Origin of the sequence: Janthinobacterium sp. NFX145, from assembly GCF_049810325.1 — a bacterium.
GTDB lineage: Bacteria > Pseudomonadota > Gammaproteobacteria > Burkholderiales > Burkholderiaceae_D > Janthinobacterium > Janthinobacterium rivuli.
Map to the genome: position 1 here is coordinate 2,378,135 of NZ_CP187360.1, position 15,369 is coordinate 2,393,503.

Annotated in this window: 11 protein-coding genes and 1 pseudogene; 3 read left to right on the plus strand and 9 right to left on the minus strand. The window is 68.0% G+C overall.

Features of this window, described 5'->3' with window-relative positions:
- Positions 1–153: 153 nt before the first annotated feature.
- On the minus strand, positions 154–1,506 hold the full coding sequence (locus ACPJXG_RS10625; RefSeq protein WP_425254196.1) for an FHA domain-containing protein: 1,353 nt from the start codon (positions 1,504–1,506) through the stop codon (positions 154–156).
- A gap of 452 nt (positions 1,507–1,958) precedes the next feature.
- Positions 1,959–2,801 (minus strand): class I SAM-dependent methyltransferase, encoded by an 843-nt coding sequence (locus tag ACPJXG_RS10630; protein ID WP_425254197.1) that lies wholly within the window; start codon positions 2,799–2,801, stop codon positions 1,959–1,961.
- A 150-nt stretch (positions 2,802–2,951) separates the two neighbouring features.
- Here ACPJXG_RS10630 and ACPJXG_RS10635 point away from each other — a divergent pair, with 150 nt between their 5' ends.
- On the plus strand, positions 2,952–3,371 hold the full coding sequence (locus ACPJXG_RS10635; RefSeq protein WP_425254198.1) for a DUF2177 family protein: 420 nt from the start codon (positions 2,952–2,954) through the stop codon (positions 3,369–3,371).
- Here the strand turns inward: ACPJXG_RS10635 and ACPJXG_RS10640 are convergent.
- From ACPJXG_RS10640 to ACPJXG_RS10650, 3 genes are all read right to left on the minus strand, one after another.
- Entirely contained in the window at positions 3,352–4,302 is a 951-nt protein-coding gene (locus tag ACPJXG_RS10640) for a PP2C family protein-serine/threonine phosphatase (RefSeq protein WP_425254199.1), read from the minus strand. The genes ACPJXG_RS10635 and ACPJXG_RS10640 overlap by 20 nt on opposite strands.
- Positions 4,303–4,450: 148 nt before the next feature.
- Complete coding sequence (locus tag ACPJXG_RS10645) at positions 4,451–4,897, minus strand: glycine zipper 2TM domain-containing protein (protein ID WP_034751896.1); 447 nt, start codon at positions 4,895–4,897, stop codon at positions 4,451–4,453.
- A 120-nt stretch (positions 4,898–5,017) separates the two neighbouring features.
- Positions 5,018–5,548 carry a GNAT family N-acetyltransferase gene (locus ACPJXG_RS10650; RefSeq protein WP_099400634.1) on the minus strand — a complete coding sequence of 177 codons (531 nt, stop codon included), beginning with the start codon at positions 5,546–5,548 and terminating at the stop codon, positions 5,018–5,020.
- Between the two features lie 173 nt (positions 5,549–5,721).
- Between ACPJXG_RS10650 and ACPJXG_RS10655 the strand changes: the two genes are divergently transcribed.
- On the plus strand, positions 5,722–7,170 hold the full coding sequence (locus tag ACPJXG_RS10655; RefSeq protein WP_425254200.1) for a M20/M25/M40 family metallo-hydrolase: 1,449 nt from the start codon (positions 5,722–5,724) through the stop codon (positions 7,168–7,170).
- A gap of 6 nt (positions 7,171–7,176) precedes the next feature.
- Entirely contained in the window at positions 7,177–8,082 is a 906-nt protein-coding gene (locus ACPJXG_RS10660) for a LysR family transcriptional regulator (protein ID WP_425254201.1), read from the plus strand.
- A gap of 19 nt (positions 8,083–8,101) precedes the next feature.
- On the opposite strand, the gene ACPJXG_RS10665 is transcribed toward ACPJXG_RS10660, so the two are convergent.
- The 4 genes and pseudogenes from ACPJXG_RS10665 to ACPJXG_RS10680 all read right to left on the minus strand — a co-directional run bounded on the left by ACPJXG_RS10665 (position 8,102) and on the right by ACPJXG_RS10680 (position 15,284).
- A complete protein-coding gene (locus tag ACPJXG_RS10665; protein WP_425254202.1) occupies positions 8,102–9,541 on the minus strand; it encodes an efflux transporter outer membrane subunit in 1,440 nt (479 codons plus the stop codon).
- Positions 9,538–12,678, minus strand: a pseudogene (locus ACPJXG_RS10670) (efflux RND transporter permease subunit). Before ACPJXG_RS10670 ends, ACPJXG_RS10665 begins: the two are co-directional and overlap by 4 nt.
- A 9-nt stretch (positions 12,679–12,687) precedes the next feature.
- Positions 12,688–13,830, minus strand: a complete 1,143-nt coding sequence (locus ACPJXG_RS10675) for an efflux RND transporter periplasmic adaptor subunit (RefSeq protein ID WP_425254203.1) — start codon at positions 13,828–13,830, stop codon at positions 12,688–12,690.
- Positions 13,827–15,284, minus strand: coding sequence for an MFS transporter (locus tag ACPJXG_RS10680; protein WP_425254204.1), 1,458 nt, complete (start codon positions 15,282–15,284; stop codon positions 13,827–13,829). Before ACPJXG_RS10680 ends, ACPJXG_RS10675 begins: the two co-directional genes overlap by 4 nt.
- Positions 15,285–15,369: the final 85 nt, after the last annotated feature.

Genomic DNA, 15,369 nt, shown 5'->3' on the forward strand with positions numbered 1-15,369 from the left:
GCTGATTTTTCTCGTACTGGTGCCGCGCTAGCGTCCGAAAAAAGGCCATAGCTGCGTTGCACTGCCTTGCCGTACATTCATACTGTCTTCGGCAGCGCGCCTTGCTCTGACCATTTTTCAGACGCTAGCGGTCAGGTGGCGGGAGGCGTTGTATCAGGCCGTTTGCATGGCGCTATCGCACAGCACCGCGCCTTCGGTGCGGATGATCCAGCATTCCGGATACGGTTCGCTGGCGAAGCGGTTATGGCGCGCAAAGCCGCTGAGCTTGTCGAGCGCGGTGGCGGGAGCCAGCGCCGTTTCCTTGCCGCTGGCCGTATCGATGTGCCAGAAACCGCCGTTGCGGTGGAAGAGCACGGGCAGGCAGCTGGCCTGTGGCGTGGCAAGGTGGCTTGCCGGCGCAGGCTGGGTGTCGGGCAACAAGAGGTAAAAACACTCGGCGCGGGCGCCGTGGTCGATGCGGTGCAAGATCACGCCATGCGCGAGCAGGGCCGTGACGCTGAGCACGACGATGCCCTTGATGCTGGCAGACAATTCAATGCGCATGCCCAGGCGCAGGGCGACGGGCTTGTGTTTGCCGGGCCACACGCCGTCGAGCAGCAGGCCGTAGCGCGACACATCCTCGATTTCAAAGCCTTGCTGGCCGCGCCGGATGATGGCGTGGCGGCCCGACAGGCGGCGCGTCAAGCCATTATTGTCCTGGCCGTCGGGGCTGAAATGACTGAGCAGCACATCGGCTTCCGGGTCGACCAGCTCAAAACGCCCCAGCATGCATTCTTCCAGCGCGAACAGGCGGATCTGGCGCTGCTCTCCCGCTTCCGGCGCCGCATTGACGAGGCAGGCGGCCTGGCTCGGGTGCGGATGGCAGTGGCTGGCGGCGGGCAGGTCGACTTCGATCAACTCCTCGTCCCAGGCAATCGTGGTAAACCCCATGTCGATCTTGCCTTGCGGCGCAGATAAATCCACGTGGGCGATGCCGGCATTGCGCGCCGTGACGTCGAGGTTGCAGCCGTCGCCGCCCGTCACACGGGCAATCGACGCGTCGTCTGCCATCACGCGCACGTTCTTGTGCGTGCTGAGGAAGATCTGGTGGATTTCCGTCAAGGTGGCGTCGCGGCGCGGCACGAGGATGACAAACGTGCATACCCATTTCTGCGCCACGGCGCCATCGATGTGGCTGTGTACTTCCACTTCGATCTGGTATTGCCCGTGTTCCTTGTTGCGCGAGGAAAACTCGACAAACACGGGACGCCAGTCGCCGCGCGTGGTGCGCACGAAATCATGCTGCACGTGGCCGCGCGGGATCAGATCCGAACGCAGGCGCAAGGTCAGCTGCGGCGCGCAGGCGGCGCTCATGCCGCGCAATTCCATTTTCAGGGTTTGCCGTCCGCCCGCCGCACGGGGATCGAAGCCGCTGATGTGCAGGTGGGCTTGCGCGGGCTGGTAAGCTGATGGCACCGTCGGTGGAGCAACGGGCGCTGGCGTAAACGCCGGGGCGGCCGCCGGCACGCGGCGGCTTGCCGTTTGAATGGCCGCGCCGCGAATAACAGCATCACGAATATCATGCGCAGGGACGTGCGGAAGCGCCGTTGCCGATGGCTCGGAACGGGCGCTGCGCTGTGCGGTCAACAGGTCGTAGCTACTGGGGGCAGTCGTCGCTTGCGGGTGGTTGCCCGCGCAGACTGTTTCCCCAGGCAAGACCCAGAACGTACAGTGCGGGTGCTCCGGGTTGCTGCATTTTTTCATGACATTCTGACTCGAATCGAGCGGGGACATTCTGCCCTCTGTTATACATGAGAGCTTACGCGCTTTTGCGCCCGCTTGGCAACATTCGTGGCGCGGGAATGCGCTCTTTTTGCCCAAATTCATGTCCTTGGTCACACCTTGCCATGTATGCCATGGAAACTATTGCTCAAAAACACATTTTATGTCTTTCTGGATATGTTATTTTGCCATGATACTCATTCGCGCCGTTTGCTGACGATGACTTCCAGATACTCGCCCGGCACCACCAGCGAGTGGGCGCCAGCCGTATTCAGGCGCTCCAGCATGGAGAGCAGTTCCTGTTCCAGCGCCCCGGCGCCAGCCGTGTCCAGCGCGGCAAAGGCCTTGTGGACGGGGCCGTAAAAATCGCGGAACACTTGCAGCCAGTGTTGGGCGGAAGCGTAGCGGAAATTGAAAACCTTGCCTTGGCCGTGCACCTGCTCGGCTCCACGGCCGAACAGGTCGCGCACATACGCTTCCTCGCCCCAGCGGGCCGGCGACGCCATGCCTGCCGGGGGCGGCACATATTTGCCTATGGTCTTGAAGAGTTGCCCGACAAAGCCGTCCGGCGTCCAGTTGGCCATGCCGATGCGCCCGCCGGGCCGCAGCACGCGCAGCATTTCGCTGGCCGCGCGCCGGTGGTCGGGTGCGAACATGACGCCAAAGGTCGACAGGGCCGCGTCGAAACTGGCATCCGTGAAGGGCAGGGCTTCGGCGTCGGCCACGCGGAAGGTCACGGCCAGCCCTTCCGCCTCGGCGCGCGCGCGGCCCTTGTTCAGCAGCGCCGGCACGTAATCGGTGGAGACGACACGGGCAAAGCGGCGCGCCGCCGCCAGGGTGGCGTTGCCATTGCCGGCGGCGATGTCGATGACGTCTTCCCCTGCGCGGATGTCGGCGGCCTCGGCCAGCGATTCCCCGACCGGCTGCAGGGTCACGCCGATGACGGCGAAGTCGCCGCTGGCCCAGCCTGCCTGCTGGCGCTGCTTGATGGCGGCGTAGTCGGGCGCGCCGCCCTGCGGTGATGGGATGGTATTGCTCATGGCGTGCTCCTGACGTTGGAGAGGTCTATCCTTCAGACCGCGCGCCATGGGCATGGTTCAATTTAACCAGGCCGCCGTGAGCGTGGCGGCGTTTTGCATTATGCTGGCGCAACCGTTGCCCTCAACACCGCTTGATGCCGAAAGATGACCATGCCCGTCCAACGTCCGCTCCAGCTTGCCATTGCGTATGGCGCCACCTTGTGCGTGTTCCTGGCCATCGACGCCCTGTGGCTGGCGGTGCTGATGAAGCCCGTGTACGCCGCGGCGCTGGGGCCGCTGCTGGCGGAGTCTCCCCGCTGGGCGCCGGCCGTGCTGTTTTACCTGCTGTACGCGGCGGGGCTGCTGGTCTTTGCCATTTTGCCTGGCTTGCGTGCGCGCCGCGGGCGCACGGCGGCGGCGCTGGGCGCGCTGCTCGGGCTGCTTGCCTACGGCACCTATGATTTGAGCAACTATGCGACCTTGCGCGACTGGCCGCTGGCCTTGACGGCGATCGACATGGTCTGGGGCAGCGTCTTGTCGGCCGTGTCGGCAACGGCCGGCTACCTGGCCGCTAGCCGCCTGGGACGGTGAACGCCGCCTCGAAGCGCAGCGCCACCATGGTAATGTTGTCGCTATGTAAACCTGTTGGCGGATCGGAGAGAAAATCATCGAACAGGGTGCTGACGGCCTGTGCCGCAGTCTTGCCGGCACACAAGGCGGGCCAGCGGGCCGTCAGGGCCAGCGGCTCCTCGCAGGCCCAAAAACCGTCGCTGGCCAGCAGATAGTGGGCGCCGGGGCGCACGCGCAGCACGCGGCGGTCGCCCAGGTGCGCGAGGAAGGGCGGCAGGGTGGCCGCGTCGAGGCCGCGCAGGGGCTTGTCGAGCTGCAAGCTGTCGCTGATGGCGTTGCCCAAAATAAATGCCTGCGAGATCTGCGGATGGTGCTCGCCATGCACGGCGGCACGCCAGCGCGGCTCGTCGAGCGCCCCTCGCATGGCGTACACGGTGGCCGGCACGTGGTCGACGGTGAGGATACTGGCCACCCCGTCGGCAATTTCATACAGGCGCGAATCGCCCACGTGATACAGCAGCGGCGCCTCGCCGGGCGGCACTTCCAGCAAGGTCAGGGTGGTGCCGGGCGGACGCGCCTGGGCTGGCGCGGTCCTGGCGAAGGTGTCCTGCAAGCGCGTGTGCAATCCGTCGAGCCTGGCTGCCAGGCTGGCCATGTCGAGACAGGCGGGCATGGCCAGCAAGCCTTGCACGGCCGCTTCCGCCGCTTCGCGCCCAAGGCCGTGGCCGCCCATGCCGTCGAGCACGGCGGCGCGCACATGGCCGCGCGGCCAGCCCGGCACCTGGCAGTGGAACGGCGCCTGCCGCGACAGGCAGACGGCGTGGCCGCTGGCATCGATCAGCAGGAAGTTGTCCTGGTTTTCGCGGCGCGGCAGGGGACCGGCACCCACGCTGCTGCCGGCGGCGGCGTCGAGCCAGGGGCCGAAGTCGAGCTCGTCTTTAATTAAATGCATCGGTTGGTGCGGTCCAGGCGGCCAGCAATGTTGATCATAGGACACAGCTTAGCCGATATTGTGCGGGGGTGATACCTTGCATATTCATAAAAAAACCTGCGGCAGCAGGCTGGCGCAGGTTTTGCATGGTGCGGGTGCAGGGCGGTGCTTAACGGCGATGGCCCCAGCCGTGGCCGTGACCGTGGCCACGGTCGTAATAGTCGCGGCGGCCATGGTCGCGGTAATAGCCGCGGCCCGGTTGCACGTAGACGACTGCCGGCGGGCCGTAGTAGCGCGGTGGCGGCGCGTAATACACTGGCTGCGGGGCAGGGGCGTAGTACACGGGCTGCGGCGCCGGCGCGTAATAGGTTTCGCGGTAGCCGCCGCGATAGCCGCCACGGTCGTAATAGCGGTCATTCGTGCTGATGCTGTTGCCGACGGCTGCGCCCAGCACGCCACCGACGATCGCGCCATTGCGCCCGCCGGTGCTGTTGCCAATGGCCGCCCCGACAACGGCGCCTGCAACGGTATTGAAGTCGCGGTCACCGGCGACTGCGGCCGAAGACACAGCCACTGCCGCTACCATTACCGCACCCAGGAGTTTCTTGTTCAACATGGCATTTCCTTCCATTCCGGCGAGATCACAATGATCTGCATGAAGTGAACTATATCCGCTGCCGCACGCTTGTTCCACGTCTAATACAACTTATTACAATCGCGCCCCGGCCGTAACAAGTCAGCGCTGGCGCGCCTGCCATTCGGGACGCAGCAGGCTGTACATTTTGACATCGCGCATCACGCCATTGATAAAGAAGGCCTGGCGCAGCAAGCCTTCCTGGGTAAAGCCGTTCTTTTGCGCGATGCGCTCGGAACCGATGTTCAGCGGGTCCATCAGCAGCTCCAGACGGTGATACGGATAGGCGTTGAACAGGTAGTCGACCACCAGGCGCGTCGCTTCGCTGATGTAGCCGCGTCCATCCCGCTGCCGGTCGAACAGGCGGTAGCCGATCTCGCGCGAGGCTGGCGTGCGGCTCTTGAAGTGCGTGATCGTGCCGATGATGTGCTGTGATTGGTCTTCGATGAGGAACAGTTCGCTGTCCTCCGTCACAAATCCCGTTTGCAGGAAGTCGCGCCGCATGGCCTCGGGCGACTTGAACTGCATCGAGAAAAACTCGCCGCGCGACGGCAGGTCGTTGACGAGGGCGATATAGGTATTCAGGTCGGCGGCCTGCAAATGCCGGACGGTACAGAGTGTTCCCTTGAGCATGGCGGTTTCCGGTAGCGATCACGATCTCGATGGTAATCGACTCCGGGGGGACAGGCAATCGATCCCGTAAAAGTTGCTGCAATGACAGAATAAATACGCTATCGTAGAAAAAGTCGCGCCTTGCCCATGGCCACGGCGTACCCGCTTCGACCTCGTTGACTGGATTTGAATACATGCACAGCATCCTGACTGGCGCGCCACTGCGCCGTTCCGCTTTATCCCTTGCCCTGGGCTGCATCGTCAGCGCCGGCGCCTTTGCGGCCGCGCCGGGCAATACGCCGCAAGCGCTGGCGCAGGTGCGCGACACGGCGCTGCAAAGCGACTGGGCCTACGCCCGCCTGGCCGACATGACGGATCTGATCGGCCCGCGCCTGTCCGGTTCCGCCGCCGCCGCCGCCGCCGTGCAGCAGGTGGCCGAGACCATGCGCCAGCTGGGCGCCACCGTCACCTTGCAGCCCGTGAAAGTGCCGCACTGGGTGCGCGGCGTGGAAACGGCGGAAATCGTCGATTACGCGGGCCGTCCGCAGGGCGTCAGCCAGCGCGTGGTGCTCACCGCCCTGGGCGGCTCCGGCGCCACGCCGGCCGCCGGCCTGACGGCGCCCGTGATCATCGTCAAAAGCCTGGAAGAACTCAAGGCCCGCGCGGCGCAAGTGAAGGGCGCCATCGTGCTGATCGACACGCCGTTCGACCAGGAGATGGCCGAACGTGGCCTGGCCGGCGTCACCTATGGCCAGGGTTCGCGTTCGCGCTTCCTGGGACCGAAGGCGGCGGCCGACCTGGGCGCGGCCGCCGCGCTGGTGCGCTCGGTCGGCGGCGCCGATTTCCGCATTCCGCACGCGGGCGCTACGGGCCTGGACGAGAATAAACGCATCCCGGCCGCCGCCGTCACGGTGGAAGACGCCTTGCTGATGGGCCGCCTGGCCGCGCGCGGTCCGATAAAAATGCACCTGACCCTGACGCCGCAAAACCTGCCGGAAGCGGACAGCTATAACGTCATCGCCGACTGGCCGGGCACGGACAAGGCCGACGAAGTGGTGGTGGTGTCGGGCCACCTCGATTCCTGGGACCTGGCGACGGGCGCGCACGACGACGGCGCCGGCGTGGTGGCGGCCATGGGCGTGGTGGAAACCCTGAAAAAGCTCGACTACCGCCCACGCCGCACCATCCGCGTGATCGCCTGGATGAACGAGGAAAATGGCGGGCGGGGCGGCCAGGCCTATTTCGAGGCCCACAAGCAGGCGCTCGGCAAACAATACGCGGCCATCGAGATGGACAGCGGCGCCGGCCGCCCGTTCGGCATCCTCGCCAGCGTGGGGCCGAAGTCGGAAAAACTCTTCGCGCCCCTGCGCGCGGCCCTGCTGCCGATGGGCGCGCATGCCTTCACGCGCCGCGACGCGCTGGGCACGGGCGACTTGCACCGCCTGGAAACGGGCGGCGTGCCCAGTTTCGAACCGCTGGTCGACAGCCACAGTTACTTCCACTATCACCATACGCCGGCCGACACGCTGGACAAGGTCGACCCGGATAACCTCAAGCGCAACGTGGCGCTGATGTCGTCGCTGGCCTGGTTCCTGGCCAATATCGACGGCGAGATCGGCCGCGCGCCGGAGCAGGGCGAGTAAGCGCCTATGTCGCTACCCGATCTGAACCTGTTGATCACCCTCGATGCGCTGCTGGCCGAAGGCAGCGTCACGCGGGCCGCGCGGCGCTTGCGCCTGAGTCCATCGGCCATGAGCCGCGCCCTGGCGCGCCTTCGCGAGACGACCGGCGATCCGCTGCTGGTGCGTGCCGGCCGTGAACTGGTGCCCACGCCGCGCGCGCTGGAGCTGCGCGCAAGAGTTGGGTCCCTGTTAGGCGAGGTGCTGGGCGTGCTGGGGCCGGCGCAGCAGCTCGATCCGCGCCAGCTGGAGCAGACATTCACGCTGCGTGCGAGCGACGGTTTCGTGGAAAATTTCGGCCCGGCGCTGCTCGCGCATATCGGCGCGCAAGCGCCTGGCCTGCGCCTGCGCTTCGTGCAAAAGGTCGACCGTGAAAGCGTGCAGCTGCGCGAGGGCAGCGTCGACCTGGAAACGGGCGTGATCGGCAGTCTCACCAGCCCGGAAGTGCGCACGCGCAGGCTGTTCGGCGACCGTTTCGTGGGCGTCGTGCGCAGCGGCCATGCGCTGGCGCAAGGCGAAATCAGCGCCGAGCGCTATGCGGCCGGCCAGCATGTGCTGGTGGCGCGGCGCGACCAGGATACTGGGCCGATGGACGACGCGCTGGCCGCCCTGGGACTGCAGCGCACGATCGCCAGTATCGTCGGCGGCTTTACGGCCGCGCTGGCGCTGGCCGCCGGCTCCGACCTGATCGCCACCGTGCCGGAACGGCATACGGGCAATCTGCGCGCCGGCATGTTCAGCTTTGCGCTGCCGCTGCGCATGCCGGACCTGACGGTGTCGCTGATGTGGCATCCGCGCATGGATGCCGACCCCGCCCACCGCTGGCTGCGCGGCTGCGTGGTCGACGCCTGCGCCGGCCAGATCGGCGCCGTTTGACGCCGCCGGCGCCTGTCTTCTAGCGCTGCACCGGTCCGTCGAAGCCGCCCGCCATCGCCGTGTAGCCATGGGCCGTGGCGATGGCCACGTCGCGGTGGGCCGTCACCAGCTGCTCCTGCGTGGCCAGCGCGATGCGCTCCGCTTCGAGCACGCCGAGCAGGCTTTCCGCGCCTTCCTGGTAACGCACCCTGGCCAGGCGCGCGCTGTCCTGCGCCAGCTGGTGCGCCTCGCGCAGTGCCGCATGGCGGCTGCGCAGCTGCACCCATTGCGCGATGGCGCTGTCGGTTTCTTCCAGCGCCAGCGCCAGCGCCTTGTCGAAGCCGGCCTGCGCGGCCAGCACGTCGGCGCCGGCCGCGCGGGCGCGGGCGCGGCGCGTGCCGCCATCGAACAGCGGCAGGGTAAAGGCGGCGCCCGCATGCCAGCGCGCCGCGTCGCCGCCATGCCAGTCGCCGGCCACGCCGGAGGCGCCGAACAGCGCGCCCAGGCTGATGCGCGGGAAGCGCTCGGCGATGGCCGCGCCTTCGCGCGCACTGGCCGCCGCCAGCGCGCGTTCGGCCGCGCGCACGTCGGGCCGGCGCAGCAGCAAATGGGCCGGTTCGTCCGTCAGCAGGGTTTGCGGCAGCGCCAGCGGCATCGGCTGGTCGAGCGCCGCCAGTTCCGGCGCATCGAGCCGCTGCCCCGTGAGGGTCGCCAGGCGGTTGCGCGCCGCGCGCTCATCAAAGTTCAGGCTGGGCAGGCGGGCGCTGGCCAGGCGCATCTGCGCCTCGGCGCGCATGCGTTCGGCCGGCGCGGCGCGGCCCGCGCTTTCGCGCTCGCGCACCAGCCGCAAGGTGCCGGACTGGTTGGCTAATTGTTCTTCCAGGCTGGCGCGCATCTGCTGCGCGCCGCGCAGCGTCAGGTAGGCGTCCACCACCTGCGCCAGGATCAGGCGCCGCACGTCGTCGCGCACGGCGGCGCGTTCGTCCGCCGTGGCTTCGGCCGCGGCGATGCTGTGGCGCACGCGGCCGAACAGGTCGAGTTCCCAGCTGAAGGCGGCGTTCCACTGCACCGGCGAGGCGATGTGCGGCTGGCCGTCGCGGCTCCCGATCGCCGCCAGACGCGCGCGCCCGGCCTGGACATCGAGGTCCGCCGCCGGCAGGCGGGCGCCGCGCGCCGCTTGCGCAAATTCGCTGGCGCTGGCCAGGCGCGCGGCGGCGATGCGCACGTCGTCATTGTCGTGCCAGGCGCGTTGCACTAATTGCTCCAGCCTGGCGTCGCCCAGTGCTTGCCACCACCGTGCCGGCGGCGCGCCGGCCTGCAGCTCCGGTGCGCCGGCGGCCGAAGGCAGGACCGGCAGCTGCGCAGTATCGAGCGCCCGCGTCGCCGTGGGCGTGTCGACGCTGCAGCCGGCCAGGGCCAGCAGCGTGGCCACCAGCAGCGGCGCGGCGCGGCGCGTGTTCAAGTTAATCATGCGGCTCATGCGGCTTCTCCCAGCGCGACCGTGCGTGCGGCGGGCGCCGCGCGGCGCCGGCTCAGCAAGGTGAAAAACAACGGTGTAAACAACAGGCCGGACACGGTCACGCCCAGCATGCCGGCGAAGACGGCCGTGCCCATCGACTGGCGCATTTCCGCGCCCGCGCCAGAAGACAGCATCAGCGGTATCGCGCCCAGCAAAAAGGCCAGCGACGTCATGAGGATGGGCCGCAGGCGCGTGCGGGCGGCGGCGATGGCCGCCTCGCGCGCATCGGCGCCGGCCGCCATCGCCTGGCGCGCGAATTCGACGATCAGGATGGCATTCTTGGCCGCCAGGCCGATCAGCACCACGATGCTGATCTGCGTCAGCACGTTGTTGTCCAGGCCGCGCCACGACACGCCGACCAGCGTGGCCAGCACGCAGCTGGGCACGATCAGCACGACGGACAGGGGCAGCAGCCAGCTTTCAAACAGGGCCGCCAGCAGCAAATATACGAGCAGCACGGCCAGGCCCAGTACCATGCCGGTGCTGCCGCCCGCGTGCTTTTCCTGCAGCGCCAGTTCCGTCCACTCGTAGTCGAAGCCGTCCGGCAGGCGCGCCTTGAGCAGTTCTTCCATCGCGGCGATGGTTTGCCCCGTCGAGTAGCCAGCCTTGGTGCTGCCCTGGATTTCGGCCGCTGGATACAGGTTGTAGCGCGGCACGCGGAATGGCGCCGTGCCTTCGCTGAAGGCGGCCACGCTGCCCAGCGGGACCATGTCGCCGTTGGCGGCGCGCGTCTTCAGGGCTGCCAGGTCGGCCACGCTGCGCCGGTAGGGCGCGTCCGCCTAGGCGGTGACGCGCCACACCCGGCCCATCAGGTTCATGTCGTTGACGAACACGGGCGCCATGTAGCTTTGCAGGGTCTCGTTGAGGCGCAGCAGCGGCACGCCCAGGTATTCGGCCTTGGTGCGGTCCAGTTCAACCTTGATCTGCGGACTCATGGCGTTGAACGGCGTGAAGGCGCCCGTCACCGAGGGCAGCTTGCCCGCTTCCTCGACGATGGCGCGCGCGGCCGCCTGCAAGGCTTGCGGTCCCTGGCCGCCCGTGTCGCGCAGCATCAGCTTGAAGCCGCCGCCCGTGCCGATGCCGCGCACGGACGGTGGCGGTATCACCATCACGCGCGCCGCGCTGATGGGCGCCAGCCTGGCGCGCATGGCGCCCAGCATGGCCGGGCCGTCCAGGCCATCGCTGGCGCGCGCGCCGAAGTCCTTGAACATGGTGAAGATGACGGCCGTGTTGGGCGCGGACGTAAACGTGGCGCCATCCGTGCCGACGAAGGCGGCCGTGTGGGCCACGCCGGGGTGGCTCAACAGGCGGGCCGTGGCGTCCTGCACCACTTCGCTGGTGCGCGCCAGGGTCGAACCTGCCGGCAGCTGGATCGAGACGATGGCGTAGCCGCGATCCAGCTGCGGCACGAAACCATGCGGCGTCGCGTCCAGGCGCCACAGGGTCAGGCCCGCCAGCAGCAGGTACACGGGCAGCATCAGCCAGCGCCGCGAGAGGATGCGCCCCGTCAGCCGCACGTAGCCGCCCGTCAGGCGGGAAAAGCCGCGGTTGAAAATGCGCATCCAGCGCGCGCCCAGGCTGTTGGCATCGTGCCGCGGCTTGAGCAGCAGCGCGGCCAGGGCCGGCGACAGCGTCAACGAGACCAGCGCCGAGATCACGGTGGAGGCGGCGATGGTGACGGCGAACTGGCGGTAGAACATGCCGGAGATGCCGTCGATGAAGGCCGTCGGCACGAAGACCGCCACCAGCACCAGCGCGATGGCGACCAGGGCAAAGCCCACTTCGTCCATGCTGCGCTGCGCCGCGGCGACGGGACTCATGCCTTCCTCCATGTGTCGCTCGACGTTTTCCACCACCACGATGGCGTCATCGACGACGATGCCGATGGCCAGCACCAGGCCGAACAATGACAGGGTATTGAGGCTATAGCCCATCGCCGCCAGCACGCTGAAGGTGCCGACCAGGGACACGGGAATGGCCAGGATGGGAATGATGGCGGCGCGCCACGAGCCGAGGAACAGCAGCATGGCCAGGCACACCAGCAGGGCCGCCTCGAAGATGGTGTCGCGCACCTTGTCGATCGAGGAGCGGATGAATTCAGTCGGGTTGTAATAGCTGTGGTAGGCGACGTCCTGCGGGAAGTCGGCTTCCATTTTTGCCAGCAGCTCCAGCACGCGGTCGCCCGTGGCCAGCGCGTTCGAGCCGGGCAGCAGGCTGATGCTCAGCGCGATGGCCGTGCGCTTGTCGACGAAGCCGCTTTCCGTGTAATCCTGCGCGCCCATCTCGACGCGCGCCACGTCGCGCAGGCGCACCACGCCGCCGCCGGCATGGGCGGCCACGACGATGGCTTCGAATTCGGCCACGTCGCGCAGGCGGCTTTGCGCCTGCACCTGCACCTGGAAGGCGCCGTCGCTGCCGCCGGGCGGCTGGTTCAATACGCCGGCGGCGACCTGAGAATTGGCTTGCCGCACCGCCGCGATCACTTCCGGCGCCGTCAACCCCAGCGAGGCCACGCGCGCCGGGTCGAGCCAGATGCGCATCGAGAAGTCGCGCGCGCCGCGCGTGTAGATGTCGCCCACGCCTTCGACGCGGGCCAGCTTGTCCTTGATGGCCGTGCCGATGAAGTTGGAAATGTACTGCTGGTCGCGCGTGCCTTTGGGCGAATCGAACAGCACCACCATCAGCTGGTCGGGCGATGCCTTCTTGACGGCCAGCCCCAGCCGGCGCACGGCATCGGGCAGGCGCGCTTCGGCCACTGCCACGCGGTTTTGCACCAGCGACTGGGCCTGTTCGACGTTGGTGCCCGCCTTGAACACCACGCTGATGGTCAGCTTGCCGTCGCCCACCGATTGCGAGGACAGGTAGAGCATGCCGTCGACGCCGTTGATTTCCTGTTCGATCGGCGCGGCGACGGTGTCGGCGATTTCCTGCGCCGAGGCGCCAGGATAGCTGGCCTTCACGGTCACCGTGGGCGGCACGATCTCGGGAAACTCCGAGATCGGCAGGCGCATGGCCGACACCGCGCCCACCAGGGTGATGAGGATGGACAGCACGATGGCAAACACGGGACGGCGGATGAAAAATCGGGAAAAACGCATGCTCTCTCCTTATGCGCCGTTGGCGCGCGCAGCGGCCACCAGCACCTGGTCGCCCGGGCGCACCTTGGCCGCGCCGGAAACGATGACTTTATCGTGCGGTCCGAGGCCGGACAGCACGATCTGCTTGTCGCCCCGCAGGCCGCCCAGTTCCAGTTTGCGCGGCGCCACCTTGCCCGCCGCGTCCACGACGAACACCATTTTTGTATTCTGGTCGCTGAGGATGGCGGCGTCGGGCACCAGCAGGCGCTGCTGCGCCGCGCCGACGGGGATGCGCACGCGCGCAAAGCTGCCCGGCATGATGGCGCGGTTGGCGTTGGCCAGGCTGGCGCGCAGGCGCACGGTGCCCGAACGGGCGCTGATTTCGTTGTCGACAAAGTCCACGCTGGCATCCTGCGCGGGGCCGCCGCCGTCAAGCGCCAGCTGCACCTTCGATGGCAGCCTGCTTTGCTGGCTCAGGCGCTGGAAATCCGCTTCCGACAGGTCGACCATGGCGCGCACGGGGCTGTGCGCGACGATGGTGGTCAGCACGCCGCTTTGCGCCGCACCGCCGGCCACGTAGTTGCCGACATCGACGCGGCGGTCCGACACGGTGCCGGCGATGGGCGCGCGCATGGTGGTAAAAGACAGTTCCAGTTCGGCGCTGCGCAATTCCGCCTGGCTCAGCATGACGGCCGCCTGCGCGTCTTCCAGTTCGCCGCGCGCCCGTTCCAGCTCCTCGGTGCTGGCCGCGCCCGTTTGCTGCAGCCGGCTGCTGCGCTCGAACTGGGCCGTGGCCAGCTTGCTGCGTGCATTGGCCTGGGCCAGGCCGGCCCGGGCACGGTCGCGCGCCGCCGCGAAGGGGCGCGGGTCGATGACGAACAGCGCATCGCCGGCCTTGACCTGCTGGCCGTCGCGAAAGACGATCTGCTGCAAATAGCCGGAAACGCGCGAGCGCACTTCCACGCGCTGCGCCGGTTCGATGCGGCCCGTGTAGTCGAGGGTCGCCTGCACCATCGACGATTCGGGCAGCGCCACGGACACGGTGGCCTTGGGCGGCGGGCCGCCAGGCGCGGCCTGGGAACGGCCGCAGCCGGATAACGTGGCGTTGCAGGCCAGGGCCAGCAGCAGTAACAGCGGGACGGGCAGGGACGGGATCGGACGGGGGCGCGTCATGCGGGGTCTCCAGAAGGCGTGGGTGGCTTGGCCAAGGCGCGGCCGAGCGCGAAAATGGCCAGCGCGGCGAGCACCAGCGCGCTGGCGACGGCAAAGGTGGCGTGCATGCCGCCGATCATGGCGGCTGGCGGAGCACTGGCGATATCGCTGGTGCCAGCAGCGAAGACGGCACCCATCACGGAGGCGCCCGTGACGAGGCCCAGATTGCGCGACAGATTGAGCATGCCGGAGATGACGCCGCGCTGCTCGGCAGCGATATCGACCATCACGGCCGTATTGTTGGCTGCCTGGAACAGCGCATAGCTGGCCGTCAGCAGCATGATCGGGACGACGTAGCCGGCAATGCCCAGGCTGGCGGGCAGCAGGGCCAGCGCCAGGCAGGCGAAGGCCGCGCCGCACAGGCCCGCGCCGCCCATGCGCTGCGCGCCGTAGCGGTCCACCAGCCAGCCGGACGGCACGCCGCAGAACGCCGCCACCAGCGGCCCGGCCGCCAGCACCATGCCGGTGACGGCCGTGCCCAGGCCCAGGCCGCGCGCCAGGTAGAAGGGGCCGACCACCAGGGTGGACATCATCACCGTCGAGACCAGCATGCTGGTCGCCAGGCCGGCGCTGAGCACGGGCGCGCGCAGCATGGCCAGGCGTATCAGCGGCGCCGGCGCCTTCAGTTCGACGCGGACGAACAGGATGGCGCCGACGCAGGCGGCCAGCAGCAGCGCCACGTTGCGCACGCTGAAATGGCCGCGGCCCACGGTCATCGCCAGCGCATAGGCGCACAAGGTAAGGGCCAGCAGCACGGTGCCGCGGTGGTCGAAGACGGGCCGTTTGGCGTTGGCGCCGCGCTGGTCGGCTGGCAGGAAGCGCCAGGCCAGCAGCAGCGCCACGCCGGCCAGCGGCACGTTGACGAGGAAAATGGCTTGCCAGCCGAAGTGCGCGATCAGCAGGCCGCCCAGCGCGGGGCCAAGCGTGGTGCCGACGGCCGACATGGTGCCGAGCAGGCCCATGGCGCTGCCCGTTCTGGCCTTGGGCACGGTGCTGCCGACAAAGGCCATGGTCAGCGCCATCATGACGGACGCGCCCAGGCCCTGCAGGGCGCGCGCGGCAACCAGCAGCCACAAGGTGGGCGCCAGGGCGCACAGGATGGAAGCGACGGCAAACAGCGCGATGCCGGCCAGCAGCAGGCGGCGCCGGCCGACCATGTCGCCAAGGCGGCCCACGCTGACGATCAGCGCGGTGATGGCCAGCAGATAGGCCAGCACAATCCATTGCACATCCTGGAACGGTGCCTGCAGGGCCCTGGCCATGTCGGGCAAGCCCACGTTGGCGATGCTGGTACCCAGCGCGGGCAGCAGCATCGCCAGGGACAGGCTGGCAAGCGCGCCACGCACGGGGCGCGTGGCGCTACCGGCTTCGATGGCTTGCTGGTCGGGTGGAGCGGGTTTTGAAGGTGCTTGCATGGCGTGGTGGATCCTCGAATAGGGTCACCACATGGTACTGAGGGATCTGGTATGGCGGAAGACGCATCATTTGCATTGTGTTATT

Excerpts from the sequence above, each read along its gene's own strand:
- ACPJXG_RS10640 (WP_425254199.1), bottom strand. The coding sequence starts at position 4,302 with ATGCATTTAATTAAAGACGAGCTCGACTTCGGCCCCTGGCTCGACGCC.
- ACPJXG_RS10655 (WP_425254200.1), top strand. The coding sequence starts at position 5,722 with ATGCACAGCATCCTGACTGGCGCGCCACTGCGCCGTTCCGCTTTATCC.
- ACPJXG_RS10675 (WP_425254203.1), bottom strand. The coding sequence starts at position 13,830 with ATGACGCGCCCCCGTCCGATCCCGTCCCTGCCCGTCCCGCTGTTACTG.
- ACPJXG_RS10645 (WP_034751896.1), bottom strand. The coding sequence starts at position 4,897 with ATGTTGAACAAGAAACTCCTGGGTGCGGTAATGGTAGCGGCAGTGGCT.
- ACPJXG_RS10635 (WP_425254198.1), top strand. The coding sequence starts at position 2,952 with ATGCCCGTCCAACGTCCGCTCCAGCTTGCCATTGCGTATGGCGCCACC.
- ACPJXG_RS10680 (WP_425254204.1), bottom strand. The coding sequence starts at position 15,284 with ATGCAAGCACCTTCAAAACCCGCTCCACCCGACCAGCAAGCCATCGAA.
- ACPJXG_RS10630 (WP_425254197.1), bottom strand. The coding sequence starts at position 2,801 with ATGAGCAATACCATCCCATCACCGCAGGGCGGCGCGCCCGACTACGCC.
- ACPJXG_RS10665 (WP_425254202.1), bottom strand. The coding sequence starts at position 9,541 with ATGAGCCGCATGATTAACTTGAACACGCGCCGCGCCGCGCCGCTGCTG.
- ACPJXG_RS10650 (WP_099400634.1), bottom strand. The coding sequence starts at position 5,548 with ATGCTCAAGGGAACACTCTGTACCGTCCGGCATTTGCAGGCCGCCGAC.
- ACPJXG_RS10660 (WP_425254201.1), top strand. The coding sequence starts at position 7,177 with ATGTCGCTACCCGATCTGAACCTGTTGATCACCCTCGATGCGCTGCTG.